This is a genomic window from Nocardioides sp. Z40_12 (genome assembly GCF_058215795.1).
This window is the reverse complement of the sequence record NZ_JBZAJA010000005.1, coordinates 145,474-171,099: the sequence shown is the minus strand read 5'-3', so window position 1 is coordinate 171,099 and position 25,626 is coordinate 145,474. Positions and strand designations below refer to the sequence as shown.

General features: G+C 71.9%; 23 protein-coding genes and 1 pseudogene. 17 read left to right on the top strand and 7 right to left on the bottom strand.

The features are described 5' to 3' along the window. The first annotated feature begins 80 nt into the window (after positions 1-80). The 14 genes and pseudogenes from AC4BG9_RS11455 (at position 81) to npdG (ending at position 14,564) form a co-directional block, all read left to right on the top strand. Entirely contained in the window at positions 81-1,103 is a 1,023-nt protein-coding gene (locus tag AC4BG9_RS11455; protein WP_490571227.1) for a TRAP transporter substrate-binding protein, read from the top strand. 1 nt (position 1,104) lies between these two features. Further along, positions 1,105-1,719: a TRAP transporter small permease gene (locus tag AC4BG9_RS11450; RefSeq protein ID WP_490571226.1), complete on the top strand. Its 615-nt coding sequence runs from the start codon at positions 1,105-1,107 to the stop codon at positions 1,717-1,719. Beyond that, positions 1,716-3,014, top strand: a complete 1,299-nt coding sequence (locus AC4BG9_RS11445) for a TRAP transporter large permease (protein ID WP_490571225.1) — start codon at positions 1,716-1,718, stop codon at positions 3,012-3,014. The genes AC4BG9_RS11450 and AC4BG9_RS11445 overlap by 4 nt, the downstream gene beginning before the upstream one ends. Positions 3,015-3,073: 59 nt before the next feature. Beyond that, a complete protein-coding gene (locus AC4BG9_RS11440) occupies positions 3,074-4,090 on the top strand; it encodes a hypothetical protein (protein ID WP_490571224.1) in 1,017 nt (338 codons plus the stop codon). Next, positions 4,087-5,763, top strand: a complete 1,677-nt coding sequence (locus tag AC4BG9_RS11435) for a WXG100 family type VII secretion target (protein ID WP_490571223.1) — start codon at positions 4,087-4,089, stop codon at positions 5,761-5,763. Before AC4BG9_RS11440 ends, AC4BG9_RS11435 begins: the two co-directional genes overlap by 4 nt. A 164-nt stretch (positions 5,764-5,927) precedes the next feature. Continuing rightward, positions 5,928-6,590, top strand: coding sequence for a nitroreductase (locus tag AC4BG9_RS11430; protein ID WP_490571222.1), 663 nt, complete (start codon positions 5,928-5,930; stop codon positions 6,588-6,590). A 174-nt stretch (positions 6,591-6,764) separates the two neighbouring features. After that, positions 6,765-7,784: a putative F420-0 ABC transporter substrate-binding protein gene (locus tag AC4BG9_RS11425; RefSeq protein ID WP_490571221.1), complete on the top strand. Its 1,020-nt coding sequence runs from the start codon at positions 6,765-6,767 to the stop codon at positions 7,782-7,784. Beyond that, positions 7,781-8,875: a putative F420-0 ABC transporter permease subunit gene (locus AC4BG9_RS11420; protein ID WP_490571220.1), complete on the top strand. Its 1,095-nt coding sequence runs from the start codon at positions 7,781-7,783 to the stop codon at positions 8,873-8,875. Before AC4BG9_RS11425 ends, AC4BG9_RS11420 begins: the two co-directional genes overlap by 4 nt. Further along, positions 8,872-9,738 (top strand): ABC transporter ATP-binding protein, encoded by an 867-nt coding sequence (locus AC4BG9_RS11415; protein WP_490571219.1) that lies wholly within the window; start codon positions 8,872-8,874, stop codon positions 9,736-9,738. The genes AC4BG9_RS11420 and AC4BG9_RS11415 overlap by 4 nt, the downstream gene beginning before the upstream one ends. Positions 9,739-9,787: 49 nt before the next feature. Beyond that, positions 9,788-10,795 (top strand): TIGR03557 family F420-dependent LLM class oxidoreductase, encoded by a 1,008-nt coding sequence (locus AC4BG9_RS11410; protein WP_490571218.1) that lies wholly within the window; start codon positions 9,788-9,790, stop codon positions 10,793-10,795. Positions 10,796-10,845: 50 nt separating this feature from the next. Further along, positions 10,846-11,067 (top strand): annotated as a pseudogene (locus tag AC4BG9_RS11405) (transposase); the annotation flags it as partial. After that, positions 10,992-11,672, top strand: a complete 681-nt coding sequence (locus AC4BG9_RS11400) for a transposase (protein WP_490571217.1) — start codon at positions 10,992-10,994, stop codon at positions 11,670-11,672. The pseudogene AC4BG9_RS11405 and the gene AC4BG9_RS11400, both read left to right, overlap by 76 nt. 803 nt (positions 11,673-12,475) lie before the next feature. Then, positions 12,476-13,807, top strand: coding sequence for an MFS transporter (locus tag AC4BG9_RS11395; protein WP_490571216.1), 1,332 nt, complete (start codon positions 12,476-12,478; stop codon positions 13,805-13,807). 88 nt (positions 13,808-13,895) lie between these two features. Beyond that, on the top strand, positions 13,896-14,564 hold the full coding sequence (npdG, locus tag AC4BG9_RS11390; RefSeq protein ID WP_490571215.1) for an NADPH-dependent F420 reductase: 669 nt from the start codon (positions 13,896-13,898) through the stop codon (positions 14,562-14,564). A 79-nt stretch (positions 14,565-14,643) separates the two neighbouring features. Here npdG and fdxA read toward each other — a convergent pair whose 3' ends face one another. Genes fdxA through AC4BG9_RS11375 form a run of 3 tightly spaced genes read right to left on the bottom strand, consistent with a single transcriptional unit; the run spans position 14,644 to position 18,034 of the window. Beyond that, complete coding sequence (fdxA, locus tag AC4BG9_RS11385) at positions 14,644-14,967, bottom strand: ferredoxin (RefSeq protein ID WP_490571214.1); 324 nt, start codon at positions 14,965-14,967, stop codon at positions 14,644-14,646. After that, positions 14,964-16,085 carry a 2-oxoacid:ferredoxin oxidoreductase subunit beta gene (locus tag AC4BG9_RS11380; RefSeq protein WP_490571213.1) on the bottom strand — a complete coding sequence of 374 codons (1,122 nt, stop codon included), beginning with the start codon at positions 16,083-16,085 and terminating at the stop codon, positions 14,964-14,966. The genes fdxA and AC4BG9_RS11380 overlap by 4 nt, the downstream gene beginning before the upstream one ends. Further along, on the bottom strand, positions 16,082-18,034 hold the full coding sequence (locus AC4BG9_RS11375) for a 2-oxoacid:acceptor oxidoreductase subunit alpha (RefSeq protein ID WP_490571212.1): 1,953 nt from the start codon (positions 18,032-18,034) through the stop codon (positions 16,082-16,084). The genes AC4BG9_RS11380 and AC4BG9_RS11375 overlap by 4 nt, the downstream gene beginning before the upstream one ends. A 217-nt stretch (positions 18,035-18,251) precedes the next feature. Between AC4BG9_RS11375 and AC4BG9_RS11370 the strand changes: the two genes are divergently transcribed. Both AC4BG9_RS11370 and AC4BG9_RS11365 read left to right on the top strand, forming a co-directional pair. Further along, positions 18,252-19,745, top strand: a complete 1,494-nt coding sequence (locus AC4BG9_RS11370) for an aldehyde dehydrogenase family protein (protein WP_490571211.1) — start codon at positions 18,252-18,254, stop codon at positions 19,743-19,745. Positions 19,746-19,825: 80 nt separating this feature from the next. Further along, the gene (locus AC4BG9_RS11365; protein WP_490571210.1) at positions 19,826-20,869 is read left to right on the top strand and encodes an LLM class flavin-dependent oxidoreductase; all 1,044 of its coding nucleotides are present in this window, start codon (positions 19,826-19,828) and stop codon (positions 20,867-20,869) included. A gap of 147 nt (positions 20,870-21,016) precedes the next feature. Here the strand turns inward: AC4BG9_RS11365 and AC4BG9_RS11360 are convergent, their stop codons facing one another. The 4 genes from AC4BG9_RS11360 to AC4BG9_RS11345 form a co-directional block, all read right to left on the bottom strand. Beyond that, the gene (locus AC4BG9_RS11360; protein ID WP_490571209.1) at positions 21,017-21,475 is read right to left on the bottom strand and encodes a MaoC family dehydratase; all 459 of its coding nucleotides are present in this window, start codon (positions 21,473-21,475) and stop codon (positions 21,017-21,019) included. A gap of 62 nt (positions 21,476-21,537) precedes the next feature. Beyond that, positions 21,538-22,782, bottom strand: a complete 1,245-nt coding sequence (locus tag AC4BG9_RS11355; protein WP_490571208.1) for an MFS transporter — start codon at positions 22,780-22,782, stop codon at positions 21,538-21,540. Beyond that, the gene (locus tag AC4BG9_RS11350) at positions 22,779-23,969 is read right to left on the bottom strand and encodes an NAD(P)/FAD-dependent oxidoreductase (protein WP_490571207.1); all 1,191 of its coding nucleotides are present in this window, start codon (positions 23,967-23,969) and stop codon (positions 22,779-22,781) included. Before AC4BG9_RS11350 ends, AC4BG9_RS11355 begins: the two co-directional genes overlap by 4 nt. Beyond that, a complete protein-coding gene (locus AC4BG9_RS11345) occupies positions 23,966-25,240 on the bottom strand; it encodes a cytochrome P450 (RefSeq protein ID WP_490571206.1) in 1,275 nt (424 codons plus the stop codon). Before AC4BG9_RS11345 ends, AC4BG9_RS11350 begins: the two co-directional genes overlap by 4 nt. Here AC4BG9_RS11345 and AC4BG9_RS11340 point away from each other — a divergent pair. Next, a complete protein-coding gene (locus tag AC4BG9_RS11340) occupies positions 25,199-25,597 on the top strand; it encodes a ferredoxin (RefSeq protein WP_490571205.1) in 399 nt (132 codons plus the stop codon). The genes AC4BG9_RS11345 and AC4BG9_RS11340 overlap by 42 nt on opposite strands. Positions 25,598-25,626 lie beyond the last annotated feature (29 nt).

Here is a 25,626-nt window from a genome sequence, read left to right as displayed (position 1 = left end):
GAGAACTCCTGGTCAAAGGACTATGCGCATGATAAGAATCATTAAAGGTTTGTTATCTCACTCACATCGGAGTCTTCCGCATGATCGCCAAGCGCCCCGTCCTCGGTCTCCTCACCGCCATGGTCCTGGGAGGTGTCGCCGCCTGTGGCGGCTCCGACGACGCCAGCGGCGAGCAGAGCTTCGACATGTATACCCACGTCGGGCTCGACCACCCGGTCAACCTCGAGCTCCAGGCCTTCGCCGACGAGGTCGAGGAGAAGACCGACGGTCGCCTCACGTTCGTCCTCCGCCCCGCCGGCGAGGTCCCGTACACCCAGGACGAGGCGCTGGACACGATGCGCTCCAACCTGATGGACGCCACCCTCGCCACCACGGGCTCCGTCGGCGGCGACGAGCCGCTCTTCGACGTGCCGAGCTTCCCCTTCCTGCTCGGCAGCGAGGAGGACCTCGAGGCGGTCCGCCCGGTGATCAACGAGCACTTCGACCCGGTCCTGGAGCAGAAGCACAACATGGTCCGGCTCGGCGAGTACGTCTGGCCGCCGCAGGAGCTGTGGCTGGCCGACGAGTCCGTCTCCACCATCGGCGACGCCGAGGGTGCCAAGGTGCGGGTCTTCAACACCTCCTTCTCCACGGCCAGCACCGAGATGGGGATGGAGCCGGTGACGATGCCGGCCGCCGAGGTCAACTCCTCCATCCAGCGCGGCGTGATCGAGGGCGCCTGGACGTCGGTCTCCCACGCCGTCGGGTCGAGCCTGCCCGAGCTCGCCAAGTCGGTGGTCAAGACCGACGCCGGCTACATCTACGACTTCTTCGGGATCCGCGCCGACATCTGGAAGGACCTCAGCGCCGAGGACCAGGAGATCCTGCGCACCGCCGGCGCCAGCGCCACCGAGCGGCTGATGGAGGTGCAGATCGGCTCCGGCGAGGACGAGTTCTGGCAGGCGGTCGAGGACGCCGGGACCAACATCGTCGAGCCCGACGAGGCGGAGCTCGCCCAGATCGTCGACGCCCTCAGCCCGAAGTACGACGAGTGGGCCGCGGACCGCGGCCCGGACGCCGAAGCGCTGCTCGCCGACATCCGAGCCGCCCTCGGCGAGAACTGAGATGACCGACCTGGACGCCGCGGCTGCGGCGCCGCCGCCCCGGGGGGAGCCGGCCGGGCCGACCCGGCCGGCCGGTCCGGACGGGTGGGCCGGTCGCGGGGTGGACCTGGTCGGCCGCGCCGCCGACACGCTGGCCGCGCTGGCCCTGGTCGGCGTGCTCGGGATCATGGTGGTGGAGATCGCCTACCGCACGTTCTGGGGCCGCTCCACGCTCGTCGCCGACGAGTACAGCGCCTACGGGCTGGTCATCTTGTCGTTCCTCGGGCTGGCCGGGGCGCTGCGCTCCGGCCAGCACGTCCGGCTGACCATCCTGCTCCAGTGGCTGGGCAAGCGGTTCGGACCGCGACCCGAGGCCGCGCTCCAGGTCGTCTCCTGCCTCGCGCTGCTGGTCTTCACCTGCGTCCTGGGCTACCACCTCGGTGAGCTCGCCCTGAACTCCTACGACAACGGGACGGTCTCGGTCACCATCGCCCGGACGCCCCTGTGGATCGTCCAGTCCTTCACCGTCATCGGCTTCGCGGTGCTGGCGCTGGAGACGGTCCGTCAGACGCTCGTGGCCGTCGGCCAGTTCGTCCGCAACGAGCACCCGGCCACCGACGTGGAGGAGGTCCTGTGAGCCTCGCGACCGTCGTCCTGCTGGCGGCGACCCTGATCCTGCTGCTCGCCGGGGTGTGGGTGGGTGCGGCCCTCGGCCTCGCCGCCTTCCTCGCGGTGCTCAGCCACGAGGGCGGTGCGCCGTTCGGCGGCTTCGCCTACGCGGCGTGGAACGGCATCGACAACCCGGTCCTGACCGCCGTCCCCCTCTTCCTGCTGATGGGGCAGGTGGTGCTCCGCACGGGCATCAGCGCAGACTTCTACCGCGCCCTGGCGCTGTGGCTGGACAAGGCCCCGGGCGGTCTCCTGCAGACCAACATCGTGGCGTCGGGCGTCTTCAGCGCCATCGCGGGCAACAGCGTCGCCACCGCCGCGACGATCTCCGAGGTGGCCTACCCCGAGCTGCGCCGGCGCAACTACTCCACGCGACTCAGCGTCGGGTCGCTGGCCGGGGGCGGCACGCTCGGCATCCTCATCCCGCCCAGCATCCCGCTGATCCTCTACGCCGCGCTGGTCTCCGTCTCGGTCGTCGACCTCTTCGCGGCGGCCATCGTGCCCGGCCTGCTGATGCTCGCCGCCTTCATGGTCCATGTCGCGTTGGCGCACCGCCGCAACCCGATCCCCGTCGATCCGGCCGCCGAGGCCGTCGAGGTCACCCGGAGCGACCGCCTCGCGGCGCTGCGCGACCTGGTGCCGCTCGGCGTCCTGATCGTGGTGGTCCTGGGCGGGATCTACGCGGGCTACGTCACGGTGACCGAGGCCTCCGCGCTCGGCGCCGTGGGAGCGCTCCTCATCGCCGCCGCGATGCGCAAGCTCTCGTTCGCCAGGCTCTGGGAGATCCTGCGCCGCACCGCCGAGGTGACCGCGATGATCATGCTGATCATCGTGGGGGCGCACATGCTCTCCTACGCCCTGGCGATCACCGGTGGTGCGCGGGAGCTGGCCTCGGTGATCACCGACCTGGCGCCCAACAAGACCGTCTTCCTGCTCCTGGTCTACGTGCTCTTCCTCTTCCTGGGGCTCTTCATGGAAGGCATCTCGATGATGCTGCTGACCATGCCGATCCTCTTCCCGCTGCTCCAGCTCTACGAGGTGGACCTGGTCTGGTTCGCCATCGTGATGGTGATCCTGATCGAGATCGGGCTGATCACACCGCCGGTCGGGGTCAACCTCTTCATCCTGCAAGGGGTGTCGAAGGAGCCGCTCGGGGTGATCTTCCGGGGCGCGTTCCCCTACGTGCTGATCATGCTCGGGGCGGTCGGGGTGCTCACGGTCTTCCCCGAGATCGTGCTCTGGCTACCGGGTCGCGGGGGCTGACCGGGGGCCCACCGGCGCGCTGAGGTTTGAGGTGGCCCCCGCGGTGGGATCGTGCGGGGGTGAACACACGGGGGAGGTCGCGCGGCACGCGTCTGCGGGCGCGTGCCGACGCGCCGGCACTGGTCCTCGCGCTGGTCCTGGCGCTGGGCGGCTGCGGGGAGGACGGCGGAGCCGCCGACGGCCCTGACGCCCCATGGCGGACCAGCACCGACCCGGTGGAGACCGGGGGGTTCGCCTGGGCGACCGGCTCGGTCGTCACCCTGGGCGACGGCACCACCGTCGAGACCGGCGACCCGGTGCGGGCCTTCGTCGTCGCCGGGGACGGGGTCTTCTTCGTCCCCGGCGAGGGTGAGGACGACGCCCTGCAGTTCTCCGGCGGCGACCTGTTCTTCGTCGCCCCCGGCGGGGAGCCGGTCGACACCGGCCTCGAGGTCGCGGACGACGCCCTGGCGGCCTCGCCGGACGGTGACACCCTCGTCGTCCTCGAGGCCGACTACGACACGGGTGAGGCCGCGCTGCGGATCTTCGACCTGGCCGGCGGGGAGGCACTGACCTCCGCCGACGGCATGGAGCCCGAGGCCGAGGACCCGGTCCACCAGCTGCTCGAGGCGGAGGTCCAGGTCTGGGGGATCACCGACGACGAGGTCCACGTGGCCGCCCGCGAGGGGGACTTCGTCTACGACCTCGCCACCGGGGAGGGACGCCCGGCGGGCGAGGACGACGTGCGCGGGGGAGGTGACGCGCTGGTCAGCCCCGACGGGCGCTGGTCGATCGAGAAGCCCGACGCCGGACCGGACCGGGTGGTCGGCCGCGCGGGTGAGGAGGTCGCCCTCTCCGTCGACGAGCCGCGCTGGTGGCTCTCCTGGTGGGCCGACCAGGAGACCGTGGTCGGCATGGTCGTCACCGGTCCCGGCACGGGGAAGCGGATGGCGCCCGGCGACACGGCGACGCTGATGTCGTGCCTCGTGCCGTCGGGGTCGTGCACGACGTGGCCGGACTCCACCGGCCGCAGGATCGTGCTGCCCGCCGGCGCGACGGAGTTCGCGGCCGTCGACCTGGGAGGAGTGGACGGATGACCAACCCGGAGATCGAGTACCGCAGGATCGTCTCGGGCGACGCCGCCGCCCTGCGGACCAGGCTCGCCACGCTGGAAGGCGTGATCCACGACATCGCCGGCGTCGACGAGGACCTCACCCAGGCCCAGGAGGTCCCGGTGTGGTCCGGGCCGGCGGCGTCCTCGTACCTGCTCCGCGCCAACGGCCTGCAGCGGGGCCTGTCGGTGACCCGCTCCGCGGTCGCCCGCGCCCGCTGGGCCCTGGACGCGGCGATCCGCGCCTACGAGACCGCCGAGACGAACGCCGATCACTACATCGGCTGCTGGCGCAACCGGCCCGCCGGCTGGCCGCCGGTCGTCGAGGAGCTCTTCGCCCGGCTGGTCAACGCGCGTCTGATCGACGTCGGGAAGTCCTACAACCAGCAGCTCGCCGCCATCCGGGCGGTGCTGACCGGCGACGAGGTGAGCCTCGACGAGCTCGACGAGGAGACCCGGGAGTGGGTCAAGGACGGGCTGGCGAAGAACCAGGAGTGGCTGGAGGGCAACGACAGCAGCCTCGGACCCCGGATCCCGAACATCGGGGCAAACGGCGACTCCCGGGGCTGGATCCCGCAGGGCCTCGGCTACGACCCGGAGACCGGGACCCTGATGCAGGGCTACTACATCAAGGGGCCCGACGGGAAAGGGCTGGAGTCCTACCTGTCCGTCATCGACGAGGTGACCGGGCAGGAGACGGGCTCGGTCAAGCTCGGGGGACCGCTGGACCCCAACGGGATCCCGCGCGACGGCGACCAGCCCAAGCACGCCGGTGGGGTGAGTGTCGACGGCGACAAGGTCTACGTCGCCGACAACGGCAAGCTCTTCACCTACTCGATGAAGGCGATCCGAAGCGCCAAGGACGGCGAGACCGTGCCGGCCTCGTCGATCCAGGACGGGGTCTCCGGCGGCTCCTACTCGGCGATGAAGGACGGCCGTCTCTACCTCGGCCACCACGAGCAGGACAAGCTCTACGTCTATGAGAGGTCCGGCGGCGAGTGGGTGAAGGTGGACTCGATCGACACCCCGCCCAACGTCCAGGGCGTCGTGGTCCGTGACGACGAGATCGTCTACAGCTCCTCCTACGGCCGGCACGAGGGGAACAGCCAGCTCTACGTCGGCGACTTCGACGGCTCCTACGGCGACCCGTACCCGCTGCCGAGCATGTCCCAGGGCGTCGTCGAGGTGGACGGCGAGCTGATCGTGACCTACGAGTCGGGTGCCGAGGAGTTCGACCACGCCAACAAGAGCACCGGCATGCTCTGGTGGAAGGAGGACCAGGAGCTGTGGGGCAACCCCTACATGACGCGGACGCCGCTCTCCGAGCTCGGCCTGGGCGGTGCCGGGGAGGAGTTCGAGGTCGAGCCCGAGACGCTGCGCACCGCCGCCGCCGAGCACGGCCCACCCGCCGGTGACCTGAAGGCGATCGGGGCCGAGCTCGACGGCGTCCGGGTGCCCGCCCACCTGCTCGGCGAGGTGCCGGGGGCGGGCCCCACCGCCAGGACGGTGGTCCGGTTGGTCGGAGCCGCCGCCGACAGCTCCCGCTCGGGCGCGGCCGCCGTCGCCGCGGTCGCCGAGCTGCTGCGCTCCAGCGCCACCGACTACGAGCGCGCCGACGTGTTCGTGGAGCGCGGCATGCGCGGGATGACACCGGACTGAGCGCCTGACCGAGCGCCTGACCGAGCGCCTGACCGAGCGCCTGACCGAGCGCCTAACTGAGCGCCTGACCGAGCGCCTAACTGAGCGCCTAACTGAGCGCCTAACTGAACGCCTAACTGAGCGCCGGACCGGGCGTTGGGGGCCCGCCTGAGAGGATCGGCGGCATGGAGTTCGCCGACGTCCTCGCCGCCCGCCACAGCTGCCGCGCCTTCCGTGGCGAGGAGGTGCCCGAGGAGGTCCTCGGCCGCCTCTTCGCGCTGGCCCAGCACACCCCGTCGTGGTGCAACACCCAGCCCTGGCAGGTGCACCTGGTCTCCGGGCCCGCGATCAAGCGGTTCTCCACCGAGCTGACCGACCACGTGCTCTCCCAGCCGCAGAGCCCCGACCTGGAGATGCCCGGCGGCTACTCCGGCGTCTACGCCGCGCGCCGCCGCGAGTCCGGCTTCGCGCTCTACGAGGCCGTCGGGGTGGCCCGCGACGACAAGCTCGCCCGGGGGGCCCAGGCGCTGCTCAACTACACCTTCTTCGGCGCCCCGCACGTCGCCGTGATCACCACCGACCGCGAGCAGGGCACCTACGGCGCCATCGACTGCGGCGGCTACGTCGCCACGTTGACCAACGCCGCCACCTCGCTGGGGCTGGCCTCGGTGGCGCAGGCCGCGATCGCCATGTATTCCGAGAAGGTGCGCGACTTCCTCGACCTGCCCGAGGACCGGCTGGTCGTCTGCGCGGTCTCCCTCGGGTACGTCGACGCCGACCACCCCGCCAACCGGTTCCGCACCTCCCGGGCGCCGGTGGGCGACGTCGTGGCCCACGTGCGGGACTGACCGCGCCCTCGCCCGCCCTCCTCCGGGCACGGGCGGCCGCACGGGTTAAGGTGTCCTCGATCACTCGGCCGTCTGTCCAGGCCGGGGAGTCGGACCCGGATTGGGGCGACGGATCGCCCGCGGTGACTGCCCGCGGCCGTCCCCTGTCACGCCCGGATCCGGAGGCCCTCCCACATGTCCCGTCGCCCACGGCAGCTCGCCGCGCGCCTCGCTCCCGTCGTCCTCGTCCTCGCCCTGGCCGGCTGCGGCCAGGACGACCAGCCCGACGACCAGCCGGGGGCCGACGCGGCGTCCGGCTACCCGGTGGTCGTCGACAACTGCGGCACCGAGGTGACCTTCGAGAGCGCGCCGCAGCGCGTCGTGACCATCAAGTCCACCTCGACCGAGCTCCTCCTCGCCCTGGGCGTGGGGGAGCGGATCGTCGCGCACGCCTTCCAGGACGGGCCGGTGCCCGAGCAGTGGGCCGACGAGGCCGCCTCGATCACCACCCTCTCCGACCAGGCCCCCAGCCAGGAGGTGGTGCTCGAGCAGGAGCCCGACCTGGTGCTGGCCGGCTGGGAGAGCAACCTCGCCGGGGACACCGCCGGCGAGCGGGAGAGCCTCGCCCGGCTGGGGGTCGACACCTACGTCGCCCCGGCGGCCTGCACGGCGCCCGAGCACCGGCCCGACCCGATGACCTACGACCTGCTCTTCGAGCAGTTCGAGGAGATGGGCCGGATCCTCGGGGTGCCCGACGCTGCGGCCGAGCTGGTCGCCGAGCAGCGTGCCGAGCTCGCGCAGGTGCCCCGGGCGCAGGAGGGCACCACCGCGCTGTGGTGGTCCTCGGGCACCGACACCCCCTTCGTGGGCGGCGGCATCGGCGCCCCCCAGATGGTGATGGAGGCGGTCGGCCTGGAGAACGTGGTGGCCGACGTCGACCAGACGTGGACCTCGCTGGGCTGGGAGTCGATCGTCGACGCCGACCCCGACGTGCTCGTCCTGGTCGACGCCGAGTGGAACCGGGCCGCGGACAAGATCGCGGAGCTGGAGTCGGACGCCGCCACCCGCGGGCTCACCGCCGTCCGGCATCGGCGCTACCTCACCGTGTCGTTCCCCGCCGCGGAGGCCGGCGTCCGCTCGGTGCCCGCCGCCACCGAGCTGGCCCGGCAGCTCGACGATCTCGGGCTGCTGGCCGAAGGGGGGCAGGCGCCGTGACGCTCGCCCTGCAGGCGCGCCGGGCCGGGGGTGCCCCCGCCCCGGTCGCCCCCGCCCGCCGGCGCCGCAGGCCGGAGCCGTGGCTGCTCTGGCTGCCGGTGCTCCTCGTCGTGCTGGCGGGCTCGATCAGCTGGACGGTCACCATCGGCCCCGCCGACCTCGGCGTGCGCGAGGTGTGGGGGGTGATCGCGCAGCGCCTCGGGCTCGGCGCCCTCGGCCTGGGCGACACCGACGTCACCGCTCTGCGGGCCGGCATCGTCTGGGAGCTCCGGCTGCCCCGGGTGCTGACCGCCGCCGCCGTGGGGGCGGGGCTGGCGCTCAGCGGCGCGGTGATGCAGGCCCTGACCCGCAACCCGCTGGCCGACCCCTTCCTGCTGGGTCTCTCCTCGGGCGCCTCCACCGGCGCCGTGCTGGTGCTGCTGCTGGGGCTCTCGGTGATGCTTCCGCTCGCCGCCTTCGTGGGGGCGCTGACCGCGCTGGCCGCCACCCTCGGCCTGGCCCGCTCGCTGGGCGAGATCACCCCGAGCCGGACCGTGCTCGCCGGGCTCGCGGTCTCCTCGTTCGCCGGGGCGGTCACCTCGATGCTGGTCTTCTGGAACGCCGACGGCGACTCCTTCCGCGAGGTGCTCAACTGGATGCTCGGGTCGCTCGCCGGCGCCGACTGGACGGCGGTGACCATCGCCTGGGTGGTGCTGCTCCTCATCGGGGTCCCCGTGGTGCTGCAGGGCCGGGTGCTCGACGCCTTCGCCTTCGGCGACACCGCCGCGGCCGCGCTCGGCATCGATACCGGCCGGACCCGCTGGCTGCTGCTCGCCGGCTCCGCGCTGCTCACCGGCGCGATGGTCTCGGTCAGCGGCGCCATCGGCTTCGTCGGGCTCGTCCTGCCCAACGCCGTCCGGCTGGTGGTCGGCTCCCGCCACCGGCGGCTGCTGCCGCTCAGCGTGCTGACCGGCGCCATCTTCATGGTCTGGGTCGACACCCTCGCGCGCACCCTCTTCGACCCGCGCGAGGTGCCGGTCGGCATCATCACCGTGCTGGTCGGGGCGCCGGTCTTCGTGATGGTCCTGCTCTCCCACCGGGGGCGGGCATGAGCGGCAGCGCGTCGACCCCTCCCGGCGGCCCCGGCGGCCCCGGTGTCCTCGGCGTCCAGGGGCTGTCGCGGGTCGTCGGTCGCCAGGTGCTGCTCGAGGACGCCTCCTTCGCGGTGCCCGGCGGCGGGTTGGTCGCCCTGGTGGGGCCCAACGGTGCCGGGAAGTCGAGCCTGCTGCGGCTGGTGGCCGGCACCGCCGCCTCCGACCGGCTGCCCGGGACGGCCAGGGGCGACCTGCCCGCGCGCGTCGTCCTCGACGGGGTCGACCTGCTGGCCCTGCGCCGCCGGGAGCGGGCCCGGGTGGTGGCGCTGGTCGAGCAGGACGCCCGCGCGGAGTTCTCGCTGACCGTCCGGCAGGTCGTCGCGCTGGGGCGGATCCCGCACGAGTCGCCCTGGGCGGTGGCCGCCGGCGACGCGGCGGTCGTCGACGCCGCCCTGGCCCGGGTCGGCGCCGAGCACCTCGCCGACCGGTCGCTGGCGACGCTCTCGGGAGGCGAGCAGCAGCGGATCCAGCTCGCCCGGGCGCTCGCCCAGGAGCCCCGGCTGCTGCTCCTCGACGAGCCCACCAACCACCTCGACGTCCGCGCCCAGCTCGACACGCTCGCGCTGCTGCGCGAGATCGCCGGGACCGGCATCACCGTGATGGCCGCCCTCCACGACCTCAACCTGGCCGCGGCGCACTGCGACCACGTCGTCGTGGTGGCCCAGGGGCGGGTGCGGGCCGTCGGCGCGGTCGGCGACGTGCTCACCCCCGAGCTGATCGCCGCGACCTACGGCGTGGTGGCCGACGTGGTGGCCCATCCGCGGACCGGCCGCCCGCTGATCGCCTTCTCCCGGCAGGTGCACGCCTCCGCCCCGGCCTAACCGGAACCTAGACTGTGGCCCGGCGGGGGCGTCGAGGCGGGGAGGCAGCGTGCAGGCACGGGCGCAGGGACGCGTCGGGTACGTCGTACCGGTCGACGCGGTGACCCCCCGGGAGGCGGTCGAGCTCAGCGTGCTCGCCGAGCACGCGGGCTTCTCCGGCACCATGGCCGCCGACACGTTCCAGCCCTGGCTGCCCAGCCTCGGGCAGGCGCCGCACGCCTGGACGCTGCTCGGGGCGCTGGCCGAGCACACCACCGGCGACTTCGGGGTGGGCATGGCCGCCTCCGGGGGGCGGATGCACCCGGCCGCCCTGGCCCAGGCGTCGGCGACGCTGGCGGCCCTGCACCCCGGTCGCCACTGGATCTCGCTCGGGGTGGGGGAGGCGCTGCACGAGCACGTCGTCGGCGGCTACTGGCCCGAGGCGCCCCAGCGCGTCGCTCGGCTCTTCGAGGCCGTCGAGCTGGTCAAGCGGCTCTACGCCGGCTCGCTGGCCGGTCGCGAGGTCCGCTACGACGGGGTCCACTTCCAGATGGAGAACTCCCGGCTGTGGACCATGCCGGAGCAGGCGCCGGCGGTGCTGGTGGCCACCAGCGGGCCGCAGACCGCCCGCCGGGCCGGCCGCAGCGCCGACGGGCTGCTGGCGGTCGCGGTGCGCCCGCAGCAGGCGGGCCTGCTGCTCGAGCGGTTCCGCGAGGGGGCCCGGGAGGGCGGCAAGGACCCGGCCACGATGCCGGCGTGGCTCCACCTCAACCTCAGCTGGGCCACGACCCGCGAGGAGGCGGTGCGGCACGTCGCCGAGCGCTACCCGATGGCCGCGATGCGGTTCGCCCGCGGCGACCTGCGCTCCCCGCACGTGGTGGAGCAGATCGCCCGGCTGGTGCGGCCCGAGGACTTCGAGGGCCGCCTCCCGGTGAGCGCCGACCCGGCCGACCACGTGGCCGAGATCCGCACCTACCTCGACCTCGGCTACGACCGGGTCTTCGTGCACAACGTCGGCCCCAACCAGGCCGCCTTCGTGCAGACCTTCGGCGAGAAGGTGCTGCCCGCGCTGGCCTGACTGGGTGTGTCCCTATTGGCTGGGTGTGTTGCGAAGGCACCGTGCGGGGCATGCCGTATCCAAGTGATCTGACCGATGAGCAGTGGGACCTGCTGGAGCCGGTCTTCAACGCGCCGGGCAAGCGCGGCCGCAGGCACGCCGATGACCTGCGGAGCGTTGTGGACGCGATGCTGTACATCGCCCAGACTGGTTGTCAGTGGCGCTACCTCCCGGAGTCGTTCGGTCCCTGGACCCGGGTCTGGTCGCAGTTCCGTCGTTGGTCGCGCAACGGTACGTGGGCGCAGGCGTTGACGGTCTTGCACGCGGTCGCGCGCCGAGAGGACGGAAGGGCGGAGGGGACGCCGTCGATGGTCGTCATCGACACCCACTTGCCCGTGGTGCCTCGAATGGCGGGTTCACGTTCCACGACCGAGGTGGGCCCTACGGCCGCACCAACGGCGCCAAGCGTGTCGTGGCCGTCGATGTCACCGGCCTTCCAGTGGCCGCCCTGGTCGTGCCCGCTTCCACCCACGAGAACCGCGCCAGCGACCTCGTGTTGGAGCACCTGACCCAGCAGCGCCTCACCGACCGACTCGAGCTCGTCCTGGTGGACCGCGGGGTCACTGCGGCCGCCGCGCGGGACCTCGGCCGGGAGCACGATGTCGAGGTCCGCCGCGTCGGGTGGGACGACAAGCAGCCGATCTTCCGCCCCATCCGGCACGCCTGGCGTGTCGAGGTCGCCCACGGCCGCCTCGGACGCTCCCGCCGGCTGGCGAAGTCGTTCGAGAACACGACCGCCTCGGCAACGGGCTGGTTGCAGGTCGCCTGCATCGCCACGACCTTGCGCCATTTGTCCCGGGAGCGAGGGCGGCGTCAACCAGCTGCCCTCGCAGCCTGACGTGCTCGTGGGGACCGCCCTCATGGCGCCATGTCCGAATGGGCCTGCCCAAAACCACCGTGCCGACTAGCCTCCGTCTGGTTGCGCGGCGAGGTACTGGTGCGCACGTTGGTGCGAGACGCCTAACACGGTGCCGATGTCCCGCATGGACATCCCAGCAGCGGCCATCCCCCTCGCGGCCAATCGAACTTCGCTCGCGGCGGCATTGGTCACCCGCTCTTGTTCGTATCGCAGACGCTGAGCGGCGTCGAGGTGAGCCTGGACCTCGCTTGGCAGGACCCATTCGAGTCTCAGTCCAAAACTGTTGCCTGCCCGTCCAGTCACGTGTGTGATCAGGTCGCGGGCCACCGCGGAAGCACCTCGTAGGGTCCTAGTTGGGGCATAACCGTTGACGTCAGGGACACGGACGTGCCAACTACCTCCATCGCGCTCGACTATCACGTCAAAGAGTCTCGGCTCGCTCTCGTCTTTTGAGTCAGTCATCGTTCCCGCCTCTGTCGTCTCAGTGTCCGCTCTGTCTTGCCTGGAGGCACGGACTCGGGCGTGACGTTCGCCCATCACTACGCCCAAAGTCTGGGATGATTAGACGGTCACCGTCTAGTCACACTTGACGATTGACTGGTGGGATGGCGGGATAGCCCGCTCATCGCCGGCCTTGCCTACTCGAAGTGCGCGCTCATCGGGAGGCAGATCCGGTAACTGCTGATCGCCAATAGGGACACACCCAGTGAGAGGTCGCGTGCCCGGACGTGCGCCATGCGCGCCGGGGAATCAGCCGGCGCCCGCCGAGGTTGCCACCGGTCATGACCCCACACCAGGACGCGCGCCGCGTCTCGCTGCTGCTGGGGCTGCTCTTCGGGCTCGCGGGGATGGGCTCCTCCTCGGCGGCGATCGCGCTGCCGGCGGTGGCGGCGGAGTTCGACACCTCCGTCGGGGTCGCGGCCTGGACGATCAGCGGCTACGTGCTGCTGCTCGCCGTGGCCACCCCCATCTACGGCCGCGTCTCCGACCTGGTCGGGGTGCGGATCCCGCTGCTGGTCGGGGTCGGCCTGATGACGCTGGGCGCGCTGGGGGCGGCGGCCGCGAGCTCCTTCGAGCTGCTGCTCGTCATGCGCATCCTCCAGGGCGCCGGCGCGGCCGCCGTGCCCACGCTCGGGGTGACGGTGCTCAGCGCCCGCTACGACGGGGAGATCCGCGGCCTGGCGCTCGGCCGCCTCAGCGCCATGGCGGCCGCCCTGAGCTGCCTCGGGCCGCTGGCCGGCGGCGTCGTCGAGCACGCCGTCGGGTGGCGGAGCGTGATGGCGCTGCCGATCCTCGGCGTGCTGGTGCTGCCGCTGCTGTGGCGCGCCATCGCCGGCGGCGGCTCCGGAGCCCGCCTCGACGTGATCGGGGCCGTGCTGGTCGCCGGCACCTCCGCGGGCCTGGTGATGGTCGTGCAGTCGCCCTCGACGGGGCTGGTGGTGGCGGTCGTCGGGGTCGCCCTGATGGTGCTGGGCGTCCCGCTGGTGCTCCGCCGGGTGCGCCGGCACCCGCACGGCTTCCTGCCCGCCTCGGTGATCCGCAACGGCACGGTGGTGCGCTCGGCCCTGGCGGCCTCGGCGATGCCCGCCTCCTGGTTCGCGATGCTGGTCGGCGTACCGGCCGCCCTGGTCGACGCCGGCTGGCCGGCGTGGCGGGTGGGGCTGCTGCTGGTGCCGAGCGCGGTGGCCGCCCTCTTCCTCCCGCGGGCCACCTCCTGGCTGCTCGCCACCCGCGGCGGGCCGCTCACCCTGGTGCTGGCCGCGGTGGTGGCCGCCGGCTCGATGCTGGTCTCCGCGCTGGCCACCGCGCAGGCCTGGCCGGTCGCGGTCGGGATCGCCGTGGTGCTGACCACCATCGCCTTCGGGCTCGGCCAGCCGGCGATGATCGCGGTCGTCGGCGACGCGGTCGACGCCGACGTCAGGGGCGCCGCGCTCGGCGTCGCGACGCTGGTCTTCCTGGTCGGCGGCAGCGTCGGCTCGGCGATGGTCGCCGGCCTGGGGGAGGTGCTCGGCATCCCCGGCAGCCTGCTGGTGCTGGCCCTGCTGCCGCTGCTGGGGATCCTCGCGGTGCTGCCCGAGGTGAGGCGGGAGCGCGCCGCGGCGAGGTCGACCTGAGGGGGCGGTCCGCGCCCGCGGCCGGTGCCGCGCAGGAGCGCCGGCCGCCCATACTATGTTCATAGATCCCCCAGCCTAGGAGAGTGCCTTGAACACCGAACTGACCAGCCGCACGATCGCCATCCTCGGAGGCACCGGACCGCAGGGGCGCGGGCTGGCCCGCCGCTTCGCGACGGCCGGCCTGACCGTCGTGCTGGGCAGCCGGGCGGCGGAGAAGGCCGAGCAGGCAGCCGCCGAGCTCGCCGCCGCCACGGGGGGCGACGTGACCGGGGCCGCCAACGCCGACGCCGCCGCGGCGGGCGACCTGGTGCTGGTCGTCGTCCCCTGGGACGGCCACGCCGAGCTCCTCGCCGACCTCAAGCCGCACCTGGACGGCAAGATCGTGGTGGACTGCGTCAACCCGCTCGGCTTCGACAAGCAGGGGGCCTACGCCCTCCCGGTGCCCGAGGGCTCGGCCACCGAGCAGGCCGCCGCGATCCTCACCGAGTCGACCGTGGTCGGGGCGTTCCACAACGTCTCAGCCGTGCTGCTGGAGGACCCCGAGGTCGAGCGCGTCGACACCGACGTCCTGGTCCTCGGCGACGAACGCGAGGCCACCGACCTGGTGCAGGCGCTGGCCGACGCCGTCCCGGGGATGCGCGGCGTCTACGCCGGGCGCCGCCGCAACGCCCACCAGGTCGAGGCGCTGACCGCCAACCTGATCAGCATCAACCGCCGCTACAAGGCGCACGCCGGGGTCCGCGTCACCGACGTCTGAGGCGCCAACACGACAGCAGGCCTGCTCGGGGATCTCCCGGAGCAGGCCTGCTGTCATGTTCGTGTGCCGTGTGGCTGCGTCACTCCTGGTTCTGCGGAGGCAGCGCGGCGATGGTCGGGTGGTCCCGGTCGCTCACGTCGGTCTTCGAGGCGCCGCCCGGGGAGCCGATCTCGGAGAAGAACCCGACGTTGACGTCGTAGTACTCCTTCCACTCCTCGGGGGTGTCGTCCTCGTAGAAGATCGCCTCGGCCGGGCAGACCGGCTCGCAGGCTCCGCAGTCGACGCACTCGTCGGGCTGGATGTAGAGCATCCGCTTGCCCTCGTAGATGCAGTCGACCGGGCACTCGTCGACGCAGGAACGGTCCTTGACGTCCACGCAGGGCTGCGCGATCACGTAGGTCATCGGGGGTCTCCTTCCACGGTCCAGGTGTCTTGTCCGTCGATCAGCGCCTGCAGGTTCGCCTCGCCCTCGCCCTCACCGACGCCGGCGAGGGTGAGCTGTTCGCGGGCCTGGTCGTCGTAGGTGGGGCGTTCGACGGCGCGGAAGATGCCGATGGGGGACTGGTTGAGGTAGCCGGAGTCGGTGAGGCGGCTGATGGCGAAGGCGAGGGTGGGGTCGGGGTTGTGGGCGTCGTGGATGAGGATCTGGTCTTCTGCGACGTCGGTGGCGAGGGCGGCGCGGACGCCGCCGGTGACCTCGTCGCGGATGAGGACCTTGGTGCCGTGGCCGTTGTCGTCGTGGGGGCCGAAGCGGATCTGTTCGCCGTGGACCAGGGGGATGATGGCATCGGCCTTGGTGTCGGGGTTCTTGATGGCGTCGAAGGCGCCGTCGTTGAAGATGGGGCAGTTCTGGTAGATCTCGACCAGGGAGGTGCCGCGGTGGGCGGCGGCGGCGGCGAGCACTGCGGTGAGGTGCTTGCGGTCGGAGTCGATGGTGCGGGCGACGAAGGAGGCCTCGGCGCCCAGCGCCAGGGAGACGGGGTTGAAGGGGTGGTCGAGGGAGCCCATGGGGGTGGACTTGGTGACCTTGCCGGCTTCGGAGGTGGGGGAGTACTGGCCCTTGGTGAGGCCGTAGATCCGGTTGTTGAAGAGCAGGATCGTCATGTTGACGTTGCGGCGCAGGGCGTGGATGAGGTGGTTGCCGCCGATGGAGAGGGCGTCGCCGTCGCCGGTGACGACCCAGACGGAGAGGTCTTCGCGGGCGGTGGCGATGCCGGTGGCGATGGAGGGGGCTCGGCCGTGGATGGAGTGCATCCCGTAGGTGTCGAGGTAGTAGGGGAAGCGGCTGGAGCAGCCGATGCCGGAGACGAAGACGATGTTCTCGCGGCGGAGTCCGAGGTCGGGGAGGAAGGACTGGACGGCCTTGAGGACGGCGTAGTCGCCGCAGCCGGGGCACCAGCGGACCTCTTGGTCGGAGGTGAAGTCCTTGCCGGTCTGCTTCTCGCCCTCGGCGATCGTGGGGACGCCGGCGGTGCCGGTGGTGGGGAACGGCAGGTCGGTGGTGGTGGGGGTGGCGGTCATCGCAGTGCCTCCTCGGCCTGGCGGTCGTCGGCGGGGGCGGGCGGCGCGACACCGAGGTCGGCGAGGGCCTCCAGCAGGATGCCCTCCATCTCCTCGGCGCCGAACGGCATGCCGCGCACGTTGGTGCGGGACTCGGCGTCGACCAGGAACTCGCCGCGCAGCAGCAGCGAGAGCTGGCCCAGGTTCATCTCCGGCACCACGACCTTGTCGTAGCGGGCCAGGATCTCGCCGAGGTTGCGCGGGAACGGGTTGAGGTGGCGCAGGTGGACCTGGGCGACGTCGAGCCCGCGCTCGCGCACCCGGCGGACGCCGGCGCCGATCGGCCCGTAGGTGGAGCCCCAGCCGATCACCAGCAGCCGGGCCGGGCGCCCGTCGGCGGCACCGGGGTCGTCGACCTCGAGGTCGGGGATCGCCCGGGCGATGCCGTCGATCTTGGCCTGGCGGATCCGGACCATGTGGTCGTGGTTGGCCGGGTCGTAGGAGATGTTGCCGTGTCCGTCGGCCTTCTCCAGACCACCGATGCGGTGCTCGAGACCCGCGGTGCCCGGCGGTGCCCAGGGACGGGCCAGGGTGTCGGCGTCGCGCAGGTAGGGCCAGAAGTCGGCGACCTCGTCCCCGCTCTTGCCGACCGAGGTGTGGTTGGTCCCGGTGGCGAAGCCGGGGTCGATCTTCGCCAGGGAGGCGACCTCCGGCAGCCGCCACGGCTCCGAGCCGTTGGCCAGGTAGCCGTCGGAGAGCAGGATCACCGGGGTGCGGTAGGCGACCGCGATCCGGCACGCCTCGATGGCCGCGTCGAAGCAGTCGGCCGGCGACTGGGCAGCCACGATCGGCAGCGGCGACTCGCCGTTGCGGCCGAACATCGCCTGCAGCAGGTCGGCCTGCTCGGTCTTGGTGGGCAGCCCCGTGGATGGGCCGCCGCGCTGCACGTCGACGACGACCAGCGGCAGCTCCAGCATCACGGCCAGCCCCATGGCCTCGGACTTGAGCGAGACGCCCGGGCCGGAGGTGGTGGTGACGCCCAGGTGGCCGGCGTAGGAGGCCCCGATGGCGGCGCCGATGCCGGCGATCTCGTCCTCGGCCTGGAAGGTGGTGACGCCGAACGCCTTGTGCTTGCTCAGCTCGTGGAGGATGTCGGAGGCCGGGGTGATCGGGTAGGCGCCCAGGAAGACCGGGAGGTCGCTGAGGCGCCCCGCGGTCACCAGGCCGTAGGAGAGCGCGGTGTTGCCGGTGATGTTGCGGTAGCGCCCCGGGGCGGTCTTGGCCGGCTTGACCTCGTAGGAGACGGCGAACGCCTCGGTGGTCTCGCCGAAGTGGTAGCCGGCCTTGAAGGCGGCGATGTTGGCGTCGCGGACGGCCGGCTTGGTGGCGAACTTGGTCGAGACGTAGTCGATCGTGCCTTCGGTGGGGCGCCCGTACATCCACGACAGCAGCCCGAGGGCGAACATGTTCTTGGAACGGGCGGCGTCCTTGCGGGAGAGACCGAACTCCTTGACCGCCTCGACCGTCATCCCGGTCAGGTCCAGCGGGTGGAGCTGGAAGTCGTCCAGCGAGCCGTCGTCGAGCGGGCTCTGGGTGTAGCCGGCCTTGGTGAGGTTGCGGCCGGTGAAGTCGTGGGTGTCGACGATGATCACCGCGCCGGGACGCAGGTCGGCGATGTTGGCCTTGAGCGCGGCCGGGTTCATCGCCACCAGCACGTCGGGCCGGTCGCCCGGGGTGAGGATGTCGCGGCTGGCGAAGTGCAGCTGGAACGAGGAGACCCCGGGGATGGTGCCCTGGGGAGCGCGGATCTCGGCGGGGAAGCTGGGCAGGGTCGACAGGTCGTTGCCGAAGGCGGCCGTCTCCTGGGTGAACCGGTCGCCGGTCAGCTGCATGCCGTCCCCGGAGTCTCCGGCGAAGCGGATGACCACGCGCTCGACCTGTTCGACCGGCTTCTCGGGTGCGACTGTCATGGTGCTCCCATGCTCGTGGGGTCGGGCGGCGACACGCACGCCCTAATGGTGATAATCAATCCTACGGAATAGCCACCATTCGTCAAGTGCTGACCAGGATCGAGCGCTCCGCCCGAGCAAAGCTTCTTTTCAACTATGCATATGATTGCTATGATCCTGGGACAGGACCGGCCGTCGCCTCCCGCGCGCGCCGACCGAGGTGAGGAGACTGGTCACAGTGGAGAAGCGCACCGCAAGCACCTACATCGACTCGGCGTGGGTCGACGGCGCCTCGGGCGAGTCCTACCTGTCGGTGAGCCCGTCGACCGGGCAGCCCCTGGGGGAGACGGTCACCAGCTCGGTCGAGCAGGTCGACGAGGCGGTCGCCGCGGCCAAGGCGGCCTTCCACCACGGCTCGCAGTGGCGCTCCTGGACGCCCCGGATGCGCGCCGACGCGATCAACCGCTTCGCCGACATCCTCGAGCGCGAGCTGGAGCCGATGTCCCGGCTCATCGCCTCGGAGGTCGGGACCCCGGTCGCCGCCTGCCGTGCCATGCAGGTGGGTGGCCCCATCGACGTGCTGCGCTGGTATGCCGAGATGGCCGTCAAGGGCCCGCGCGGCGGCTACGAGCAGGCGCTCCCGCACTACGGCAAGCCCGTCGCCTCGGGCAGCCTGCTCCACTACGAGCCGGTCGGTGTGGTGGCCGCCCTCTCGGCGTACAACTACCCGCTCAACCTGCTGGTGTGGAAGCTCGGCGGCGCCCTCGCCTCCGGCTGCACCACCGTCGTCCTCCCCTCGCCCCAGGGCCTGTGGAGCACGCTGCGCATCTTCGAGCTGCTCGACGAGGCCGGCTTCCCGCCGGGCGTGGTCAACCTGGTCACCGGGGGTCCCGAGATCGGGGTCCACCTGACCGGCCACCCCGACGTCGACCTGGTCTCCTTCACCGGCTCCGACGCCGTGGGCGCCAAGGTGATGGCCCAGGGTGCCCTCGGCTCGCTCAGCAAGGCCGTGCTGGAGCTCGGCGGCAAGAGCCCCAACATCATCCTGCCCAGCGCGGACCTGCCGGCCACGGTCGGCGCCTCGATCCTGCGCTTCGCGCGCAACGCCGGACAGGGCTGCGCCGCCTGGAGCCGGATCCTGGTCCCCGAGGAGCGGGTCGACGAGTTCTGCCGTCTGGCCGCCGACTTCATCGAGACGGTCAAGGTCGGCGACCCGATGGAGGAGGACAGCGTCGTCGGGCCCGTCATCTCCGCGGCCCACCGCGACAAGGTCGAGGGCTGGATCGCCGAGCTGATGGAGCGCGGGGCCAGCTGGGGTGCCGGCGGCGGCCGGCCCGAGGGCCTGGACAAGGGCCACTACATGAAGCCCGGGCTGCTGCGCGACGTCGACCCCGACGACCCGCTGGCCGACACCGAGTTCTTCGCCCCGGTCGGGATGATCTTCGGCTACACCGATGTCGACCACGCGATCGAGCTGGCCAACAACACCCGCTACGGGCTGGCCAGCAACGTCTTCGGCCCGCTCGACGAGGCCATCGAGGTGGCCCGCAAGATCCGGGCGGGCACGGTGACGATCAACGGCGGCTCCGGGATGCGCCCCGACGCCCCGTGGGGCGGCCCGGGTCGCAGCGGCGTCGGGCGCGAGCTCGGCGAGGACGGCTACGCGGAGTTCTTCGAGGTCAAGCACATCCAGTACGCGCTGGCCGGCATCACCCGCCCCCCGGGCACCTGAGCCCCACCGGTCCCACAGTCGAGCAGCACCCGTCCCGCGGCCGAGCGGCCCGGACGGCGGCAACGAGCAGAGGAGAGAGCATGGAATTCGGCATCCTGATGGGGGACCAGCCGGTCTCGACGCCGCCCGAGGAGCACCTCGACCTGATGCTGCGCAAGGTCGAGGCTGCCCAGAAGGCGGGCTTCACCTACCTCACCATCGGGCAGCACTACCTCTACGACGGGTTCCGCTGGCTCCAGCCGGTGCCGATGCTGGCGCGCCTGGCCGCCGAGCTGGACGACGACGTCAAGATCGGCACCACCGTGCTCGTCGGGCCGCTGCACCACCCCGTCCAGCTGGCCGAGGACCTGGCCACCCTCGACATCATCACGCGCGGCAAGCTGGTGGTCGGCATCGGCACCGGCTACCTGCCGCACGAGTACGAGGTCTTCGGCAAGCCCTACAAGCAGCGCTACTCGCTGCTGGAGGAGCTGATCGAGGTGATGACCAAGGTCTGGACCCAGGACCGCGTCACCCACCACGGCAAGTTCTTCGACATCGAGGACCGCCCCACCCACCTGCACCCCGTGCAGAAGCCGCGCCCGCCGATCTGGCTCGGCGCGATGAAGGAGATGGGCGTGCGCCGCGCCGCCCGGCACGGCGACGTCTGGACCATCACCCCGCAGCAGACCATCGAGCAGGTCGAGCAGCTCGTCGGCGCCTACCTCGACGAGCGGGCGAAGTTCGACCTGCCGCTGACCAAGTTCCCGCTGCGCCGCGAGCTGCAGCTCGGCACCGACCCCGAGGACGCGCTGCAGAAGTTCGCCGACGTGGCCCGGGTCAAGTACGTCTCCTACGCCGACCAGGGGATGGGGCTGCTGGACCGCGAGCGGGTCGAGCAGGACTTCCTGGAGAACGTCAAGGACCACGTGCTGCTCGGGAACGGCGAGCAGGTGCGCGACCAGATCCGTGACATCGCCTCGCGCCTCCCGGTCGGCCCGCTGCTGGTGCGCCCGCACTGGCCCGGGATGGACGCCGACCAGACCGCCGCCTACCTCGAGCAGGTCGGCCGCGAGGTCGTCGAGCCGCTCAAGGACCTGGAGAGCATCAGCTTCGAGGAGCTGGACGCCAAGCAGCCCGCCTGACCCGCGTCTCCGGTGCCCCTCCCTCACCGGGGACGCGCGAGGGGCCGCTCACCGTCACGGTGAGCGGCCCCCTTCTTCTTGCGGCTTGCTTTTTTGGGGCGGAGTCTTCGCGGCGGAACGCTTGGCGGCGAAGCGTCGGGCGAGGTCTCAGGCGTCGGCGGGGCGCTTGAGCATCAGGCCGGCCCGGTGCGCGATGTGCACGAGCTCGTCGCGCTGGTTGTAGCCGCGGTGCTCGAACCTCACGATGCCGGAGTCGGTGCGGCTCTTGGACTCCCGCTTGCCCAGGATCGTGGTCTCGGCCCGCAGGGTGTCGCCGTGGAAGACCGGGTTCGGGAAGTCGAACTTGGTGTAGCCCAGGTTGCCCAGGGTGGTGCCCATGGTGAGGTCGTAGACGATCATCCCGCCGATGAGTCCCGCGGTGTAGAGGCTGTTCATCAGGCGCTGGCCGTGCGGCTGGGTCGCCATGTACTCCGCGTCCAGGTGGATCGGCGCCGGGTTCATCGTGATGGACGTGAAGAGGATGTTGTCCATCTCGGTGACGGTGCGGCTCCAGGGGTGCTTGAACTCCTGGCCCTCCTCGAACTCTTCGAACCACATGCCGGGCATGGGGTCTCCTTCCTGCAGCTCTCGATGATCCGGTCAGTCTAGTGCAATGATGAACATGGTTTCTAGGCCGGTGTCGCCGTGGCGCGCGGGTGGCCGGGTGCCGGGTGCATCCCGATCAGCAGCAGCATGCTCAACGCGCTCACCCCGAAGCAGAGGCCGAAGCCGGGCACCAGGCTGCCGGTGAGGTCGGTCAGGGCGCCCATCAGGAAGGGCGCGGCCGCCCCGCCGGTGAAGGAGAAGAGCATCGCCATCGAGCTGAGCCGGGTGGCGTCCTGCGGCGACGTCGCCTCGTCCTGCACCTTGACCAGGGCCAGGCTGCTGGCGCCGCCGATGCCGAAGCCGGCCAGCAGCAGGCCGGGCAGCGCGAGGTCGCGTGGCTCCAGGGTGAGCAGGAGCAGGCCCACCGTGGCGGTGACCATGACGGTGGCGAAGACCCCGCGCCGGCCGGGGATCCGGTCGGTCAGCGGGGTCAGGGTGAGGATGGAGAAGACCTGCACGGACTGGAAGAGGACCAGGTAGAGCGCCGCGGTGCCCGACGCGATCCCGTGCTCGATGAAGAGGCTCGGCAGCCAGGCGATCACGCCGAAGCCCAGGAACATCGGGACGCTGTAGACGCCGGTGACGAACCACGCGCGCCTCTCGCGCAGCGGCAACGAGATCCGCTGCGCCGGGCCGGTCTCGCGGGGCAGCCCCGCCCCGGAGGCACGGGCGGCGAGCAGGGCGGCCACCAGCAGCAGCGCCGCCGCCCCCCACAGCCCCAGCGCGACGCGCCAGCCCCCCAGCAGCTCGGTGATGGGCTGCGCGGTGCCGGCGGCCAGCGCCACGCCCAGCGCCATCGAGGTCGAGTAGACCCCGGTGGCCAGCCCGCGGAGCCGGGGGAGGTGGTGGGAGATGAACGCGGGGGTCAGCGTGGAGACCGCGCCCAGGGCGCCGCCGATGAGCCCGGCGGAGGCCACCAGCGGCACCGCCGTGTCGATCACCAGCCGGGTGAGCTCCGCGACGCCGAGGAAGCCCAGCAGGGCGATCATCGCCCGGTCCGGGCCGAGCCGGGTCGAGAGCGCGTGCCCCAGTGGCGCGCAGAGCGCCATCGCCAGGATCGGCACCGAGGTCAGCAGGCTGGCCGCGGTGGCGCTCAGCGAGAGGTCGTCGCTGATCACCGGGACCAGGGGCGGCGTCACCCCGAAGACGGCGCGGATGTTGACGCCGATCCCCACCACCAGCAGCAGCGCCACCCAGGTCCGCAGCCGACCGCCGGGCACGGTGGCGCCCGGCCCGGGCGTCGCGGCCAGGGCGGGGTCCACGCTCACTCCAGGGCGGAGAGGGGGCCGCCCACCGCCGTCCGGGCCCTCACCAGCTCCTTGCTCAGGTCGACGCCCAGCCAGGCGGTGAGGGTGCCCTCGCGGCTCCAGGTGGCGCGCAGGAGGGAGCCGTCGGCGCCCTTGTCGAGCACCAGCTCGTCCTCCAGGCCGTGGGCCCCGACGTACTGCAGCTTGCGGCCGAACTGGTCGGACCAGAAGTAGGGGACAGGGTCGTGCTCGGGACCCTGCTCCCAGTCCAGCAGGGTGGAGGCGGCCGCGGTTGCGACCATGCTCGCCTCGTCCCAGTGCTCGGTGAGCCGGTGGGTCCCGGTGTGTCGCGACCAGCGCTGGGCCACGTCGCCCAGCGCGACGACGCCCGGCACGTTGGTCCGGCAGCGGGTGTCGGTGAGGATGCCGCGCTCCAGGTCGAGCCCCGAGCCGGCCAGCCAGGTCAGGTCGGGGCGCACCCCGATGCCGGTGACCACGGCCTCGGCCGGCAGCACCGTGCCGTCCTCGAGGTGGACGCCGTCGGCCTCCACGGAGGTGACCCCGGTGGAGGTGCGCAGGTCGATCCCCTCCCACCAGGAGCGGGTGGCCCCGCCGGCCTCCTCGCCCAGGGCGCCGCCCAGCGGCTCGGGGCCGAACTCCACGCAGGTGACCCGGCAGCCCGCAGCGCGGGCCGTGGTCGCCACCTCGGCGCCGATCCAGCTGGCGCCGACGATCACGATCCGGGCACCGGGGACCAGCCGGCCCCGCAGCGCCAGGGCGTCGTCGAGGGTCCGCAGGGTGAGCTGGGGGCCGTCGCCGGGCAGCCGCAGCGGCGAGGCGCCGGTCGCGATCGCCAGCGCGTCGTAGCCGACCGCGTCGGCCCGGTCGGTGCCGGCGTCGGTCAGCACCGTCCGCGAGGCGATGTCCAGCCCGGTCGCGGTGGCGCCCAGGCGCAGGTCGACGGCGAGCTTCTCGGTGTCGAAGGGCAGCGGGGAGTCGTCCCGCTCGGCGGCCAGCACCGCCTTGGACAGCGGCGGCCGGTCGTAGGGCGGCACCTGCTCCGCGCCCAGCACCGTGATGGTGCCGCGGAACTTCTTGCGACGCAGGACCGCGCACAGGCGGGCGGCCGCCAGACCGGCCCCGACGACGACGACCCGGCCGGTCTCGAGGTCCAGGGCGGGGTGCGCGCCGCCGGGCGCGGTGCTCACGCCCCGGTCTTGGTGTAGTGGTCGGCGAAGAGCGGCGTGTCGCCGAGCAGCCGCTCACCCGGGGTGAAGGTGACCGGGATGGTGTGGAAGCCGGCGTTGGTGCCCTGGTCGGGGTAGGCCACCACGTTGTCCATGTCGACCACGTAGTCGCCCATCCGGGCAAGCACCTGGCGGATCATCTCGCGCGCCATCGCCTTGCCCATGTGGGAGCCGGCGCAGCGGTGGATGCCGAGCCCGAAGGCGACGTGCCGGTTGGGCCAGCGGGTGATGTCGACCTCGTCGGGGTTCTCGAACTGCTCCTCGTCGCGGTTGGCCGAGCCCCACGCGAGCAGCGCGCGGTCGCCCTTGCGCACCGGGCAGCCCTGGAACTCGGTGTCCTCCATGATCGTCCGGGCCAGCGCCTGGGTGGGGGAGAAGACCCGCAGGAACTCCTCGACCGCGATGTCGACCATCGACGGATCGTCGATGAGCCGCTGCCGCTGGTCGGGGTTCTGGTAGAGCCAGACGAGCGACTGGGTGACCAGCGAGGCGGTGGTGCCGACGCCGCCGGAGATGACCAGCTCGAGGATCGAGTAGACCTCGTCGTCGTCCATCCGGCGGCCGTCGACCTCGGAGTTGATGAAGTGCGTGGTGGCGTCGTCGCTGGGGTGCTCGCGGCGGTGGGCGATGTGCTCGCGGACCGTCCGGCTCACCCACGGGACGGCGACCTCGGCGGCGTGCACGTACTCCGGGGAGCCGGGCGCCGCGGCGACCAGGGTGTGCATCGCGTCGACGTAGTTGCTGTACTCCGACGGGTCCAGGCCGAGCCAGTCGATGGTCACCGCCGCGGGCACGCCCGCCACGATCGCCAGGTCGGCCTCGCCCTGCTCGATGATGGTGTCGATGAAGCCGGTGACGTAGTGCTTGATCACGGCGTCGAGGTTCTCCACCGCCGCGGGCGCGGTCACCTTGTTGACGGCCTTGCGGTAGGGCCGGAACTGCGGCGGGTCGAGCTCGATGGGGATGTGGAAGGCGGTCGGGGCCTTGGGGATGGTCACCGAGAGGCCGGGGCCGCCGTACTCGTCGTGGCGGCCGGAGGAGAAGATGTCGTCGTTGCGCGAGGCCTCGAAGACCCCCCGGTAGTTGGAGATCACCCAGTACCCGCCGTGCGCCTCCGTCCACGCCACCGGAGACTCCTGGCGGAGCTTGCGGTAGGCGCCCACGTGGTCCGCGGCGTGTGCTGCCGAGTGATGGTCGAAGTCGGTCACGGGGCAGCGCGGCTGGTCGGACATCAGATCAATCCTCCTTGGTGGCCAAGGGGTTCCTTGGGTGAGCAGGATCATGATAATAGTTATACCCAGCATGGAGTCAAGGGAGGCCGGTGCGAACATGGCCCCCGACCGATTCCCGAAAGCCGGCACCGACGGTGCAGCCAGTCAGGAGGAGCCAGCATGAGAGTTGTCGCTGATCTCGACAAGTGTCAGGGCCACGGCCTTTGCCGCATGTCCGCCCCGGACGTCTACGACGTGACGGTCGACGAGGGCCAGGTCATCGTGAAGTTCGACGGCGAGATCCCCGAGGAGCTCGAGGACGCTGCCGCGCTCGGTGTCGACTCGTGCCCGGAGATCGCGCTGACCATCGAGGACTGAGCACCTCCGACCGAGTCGTCCCGGACTGA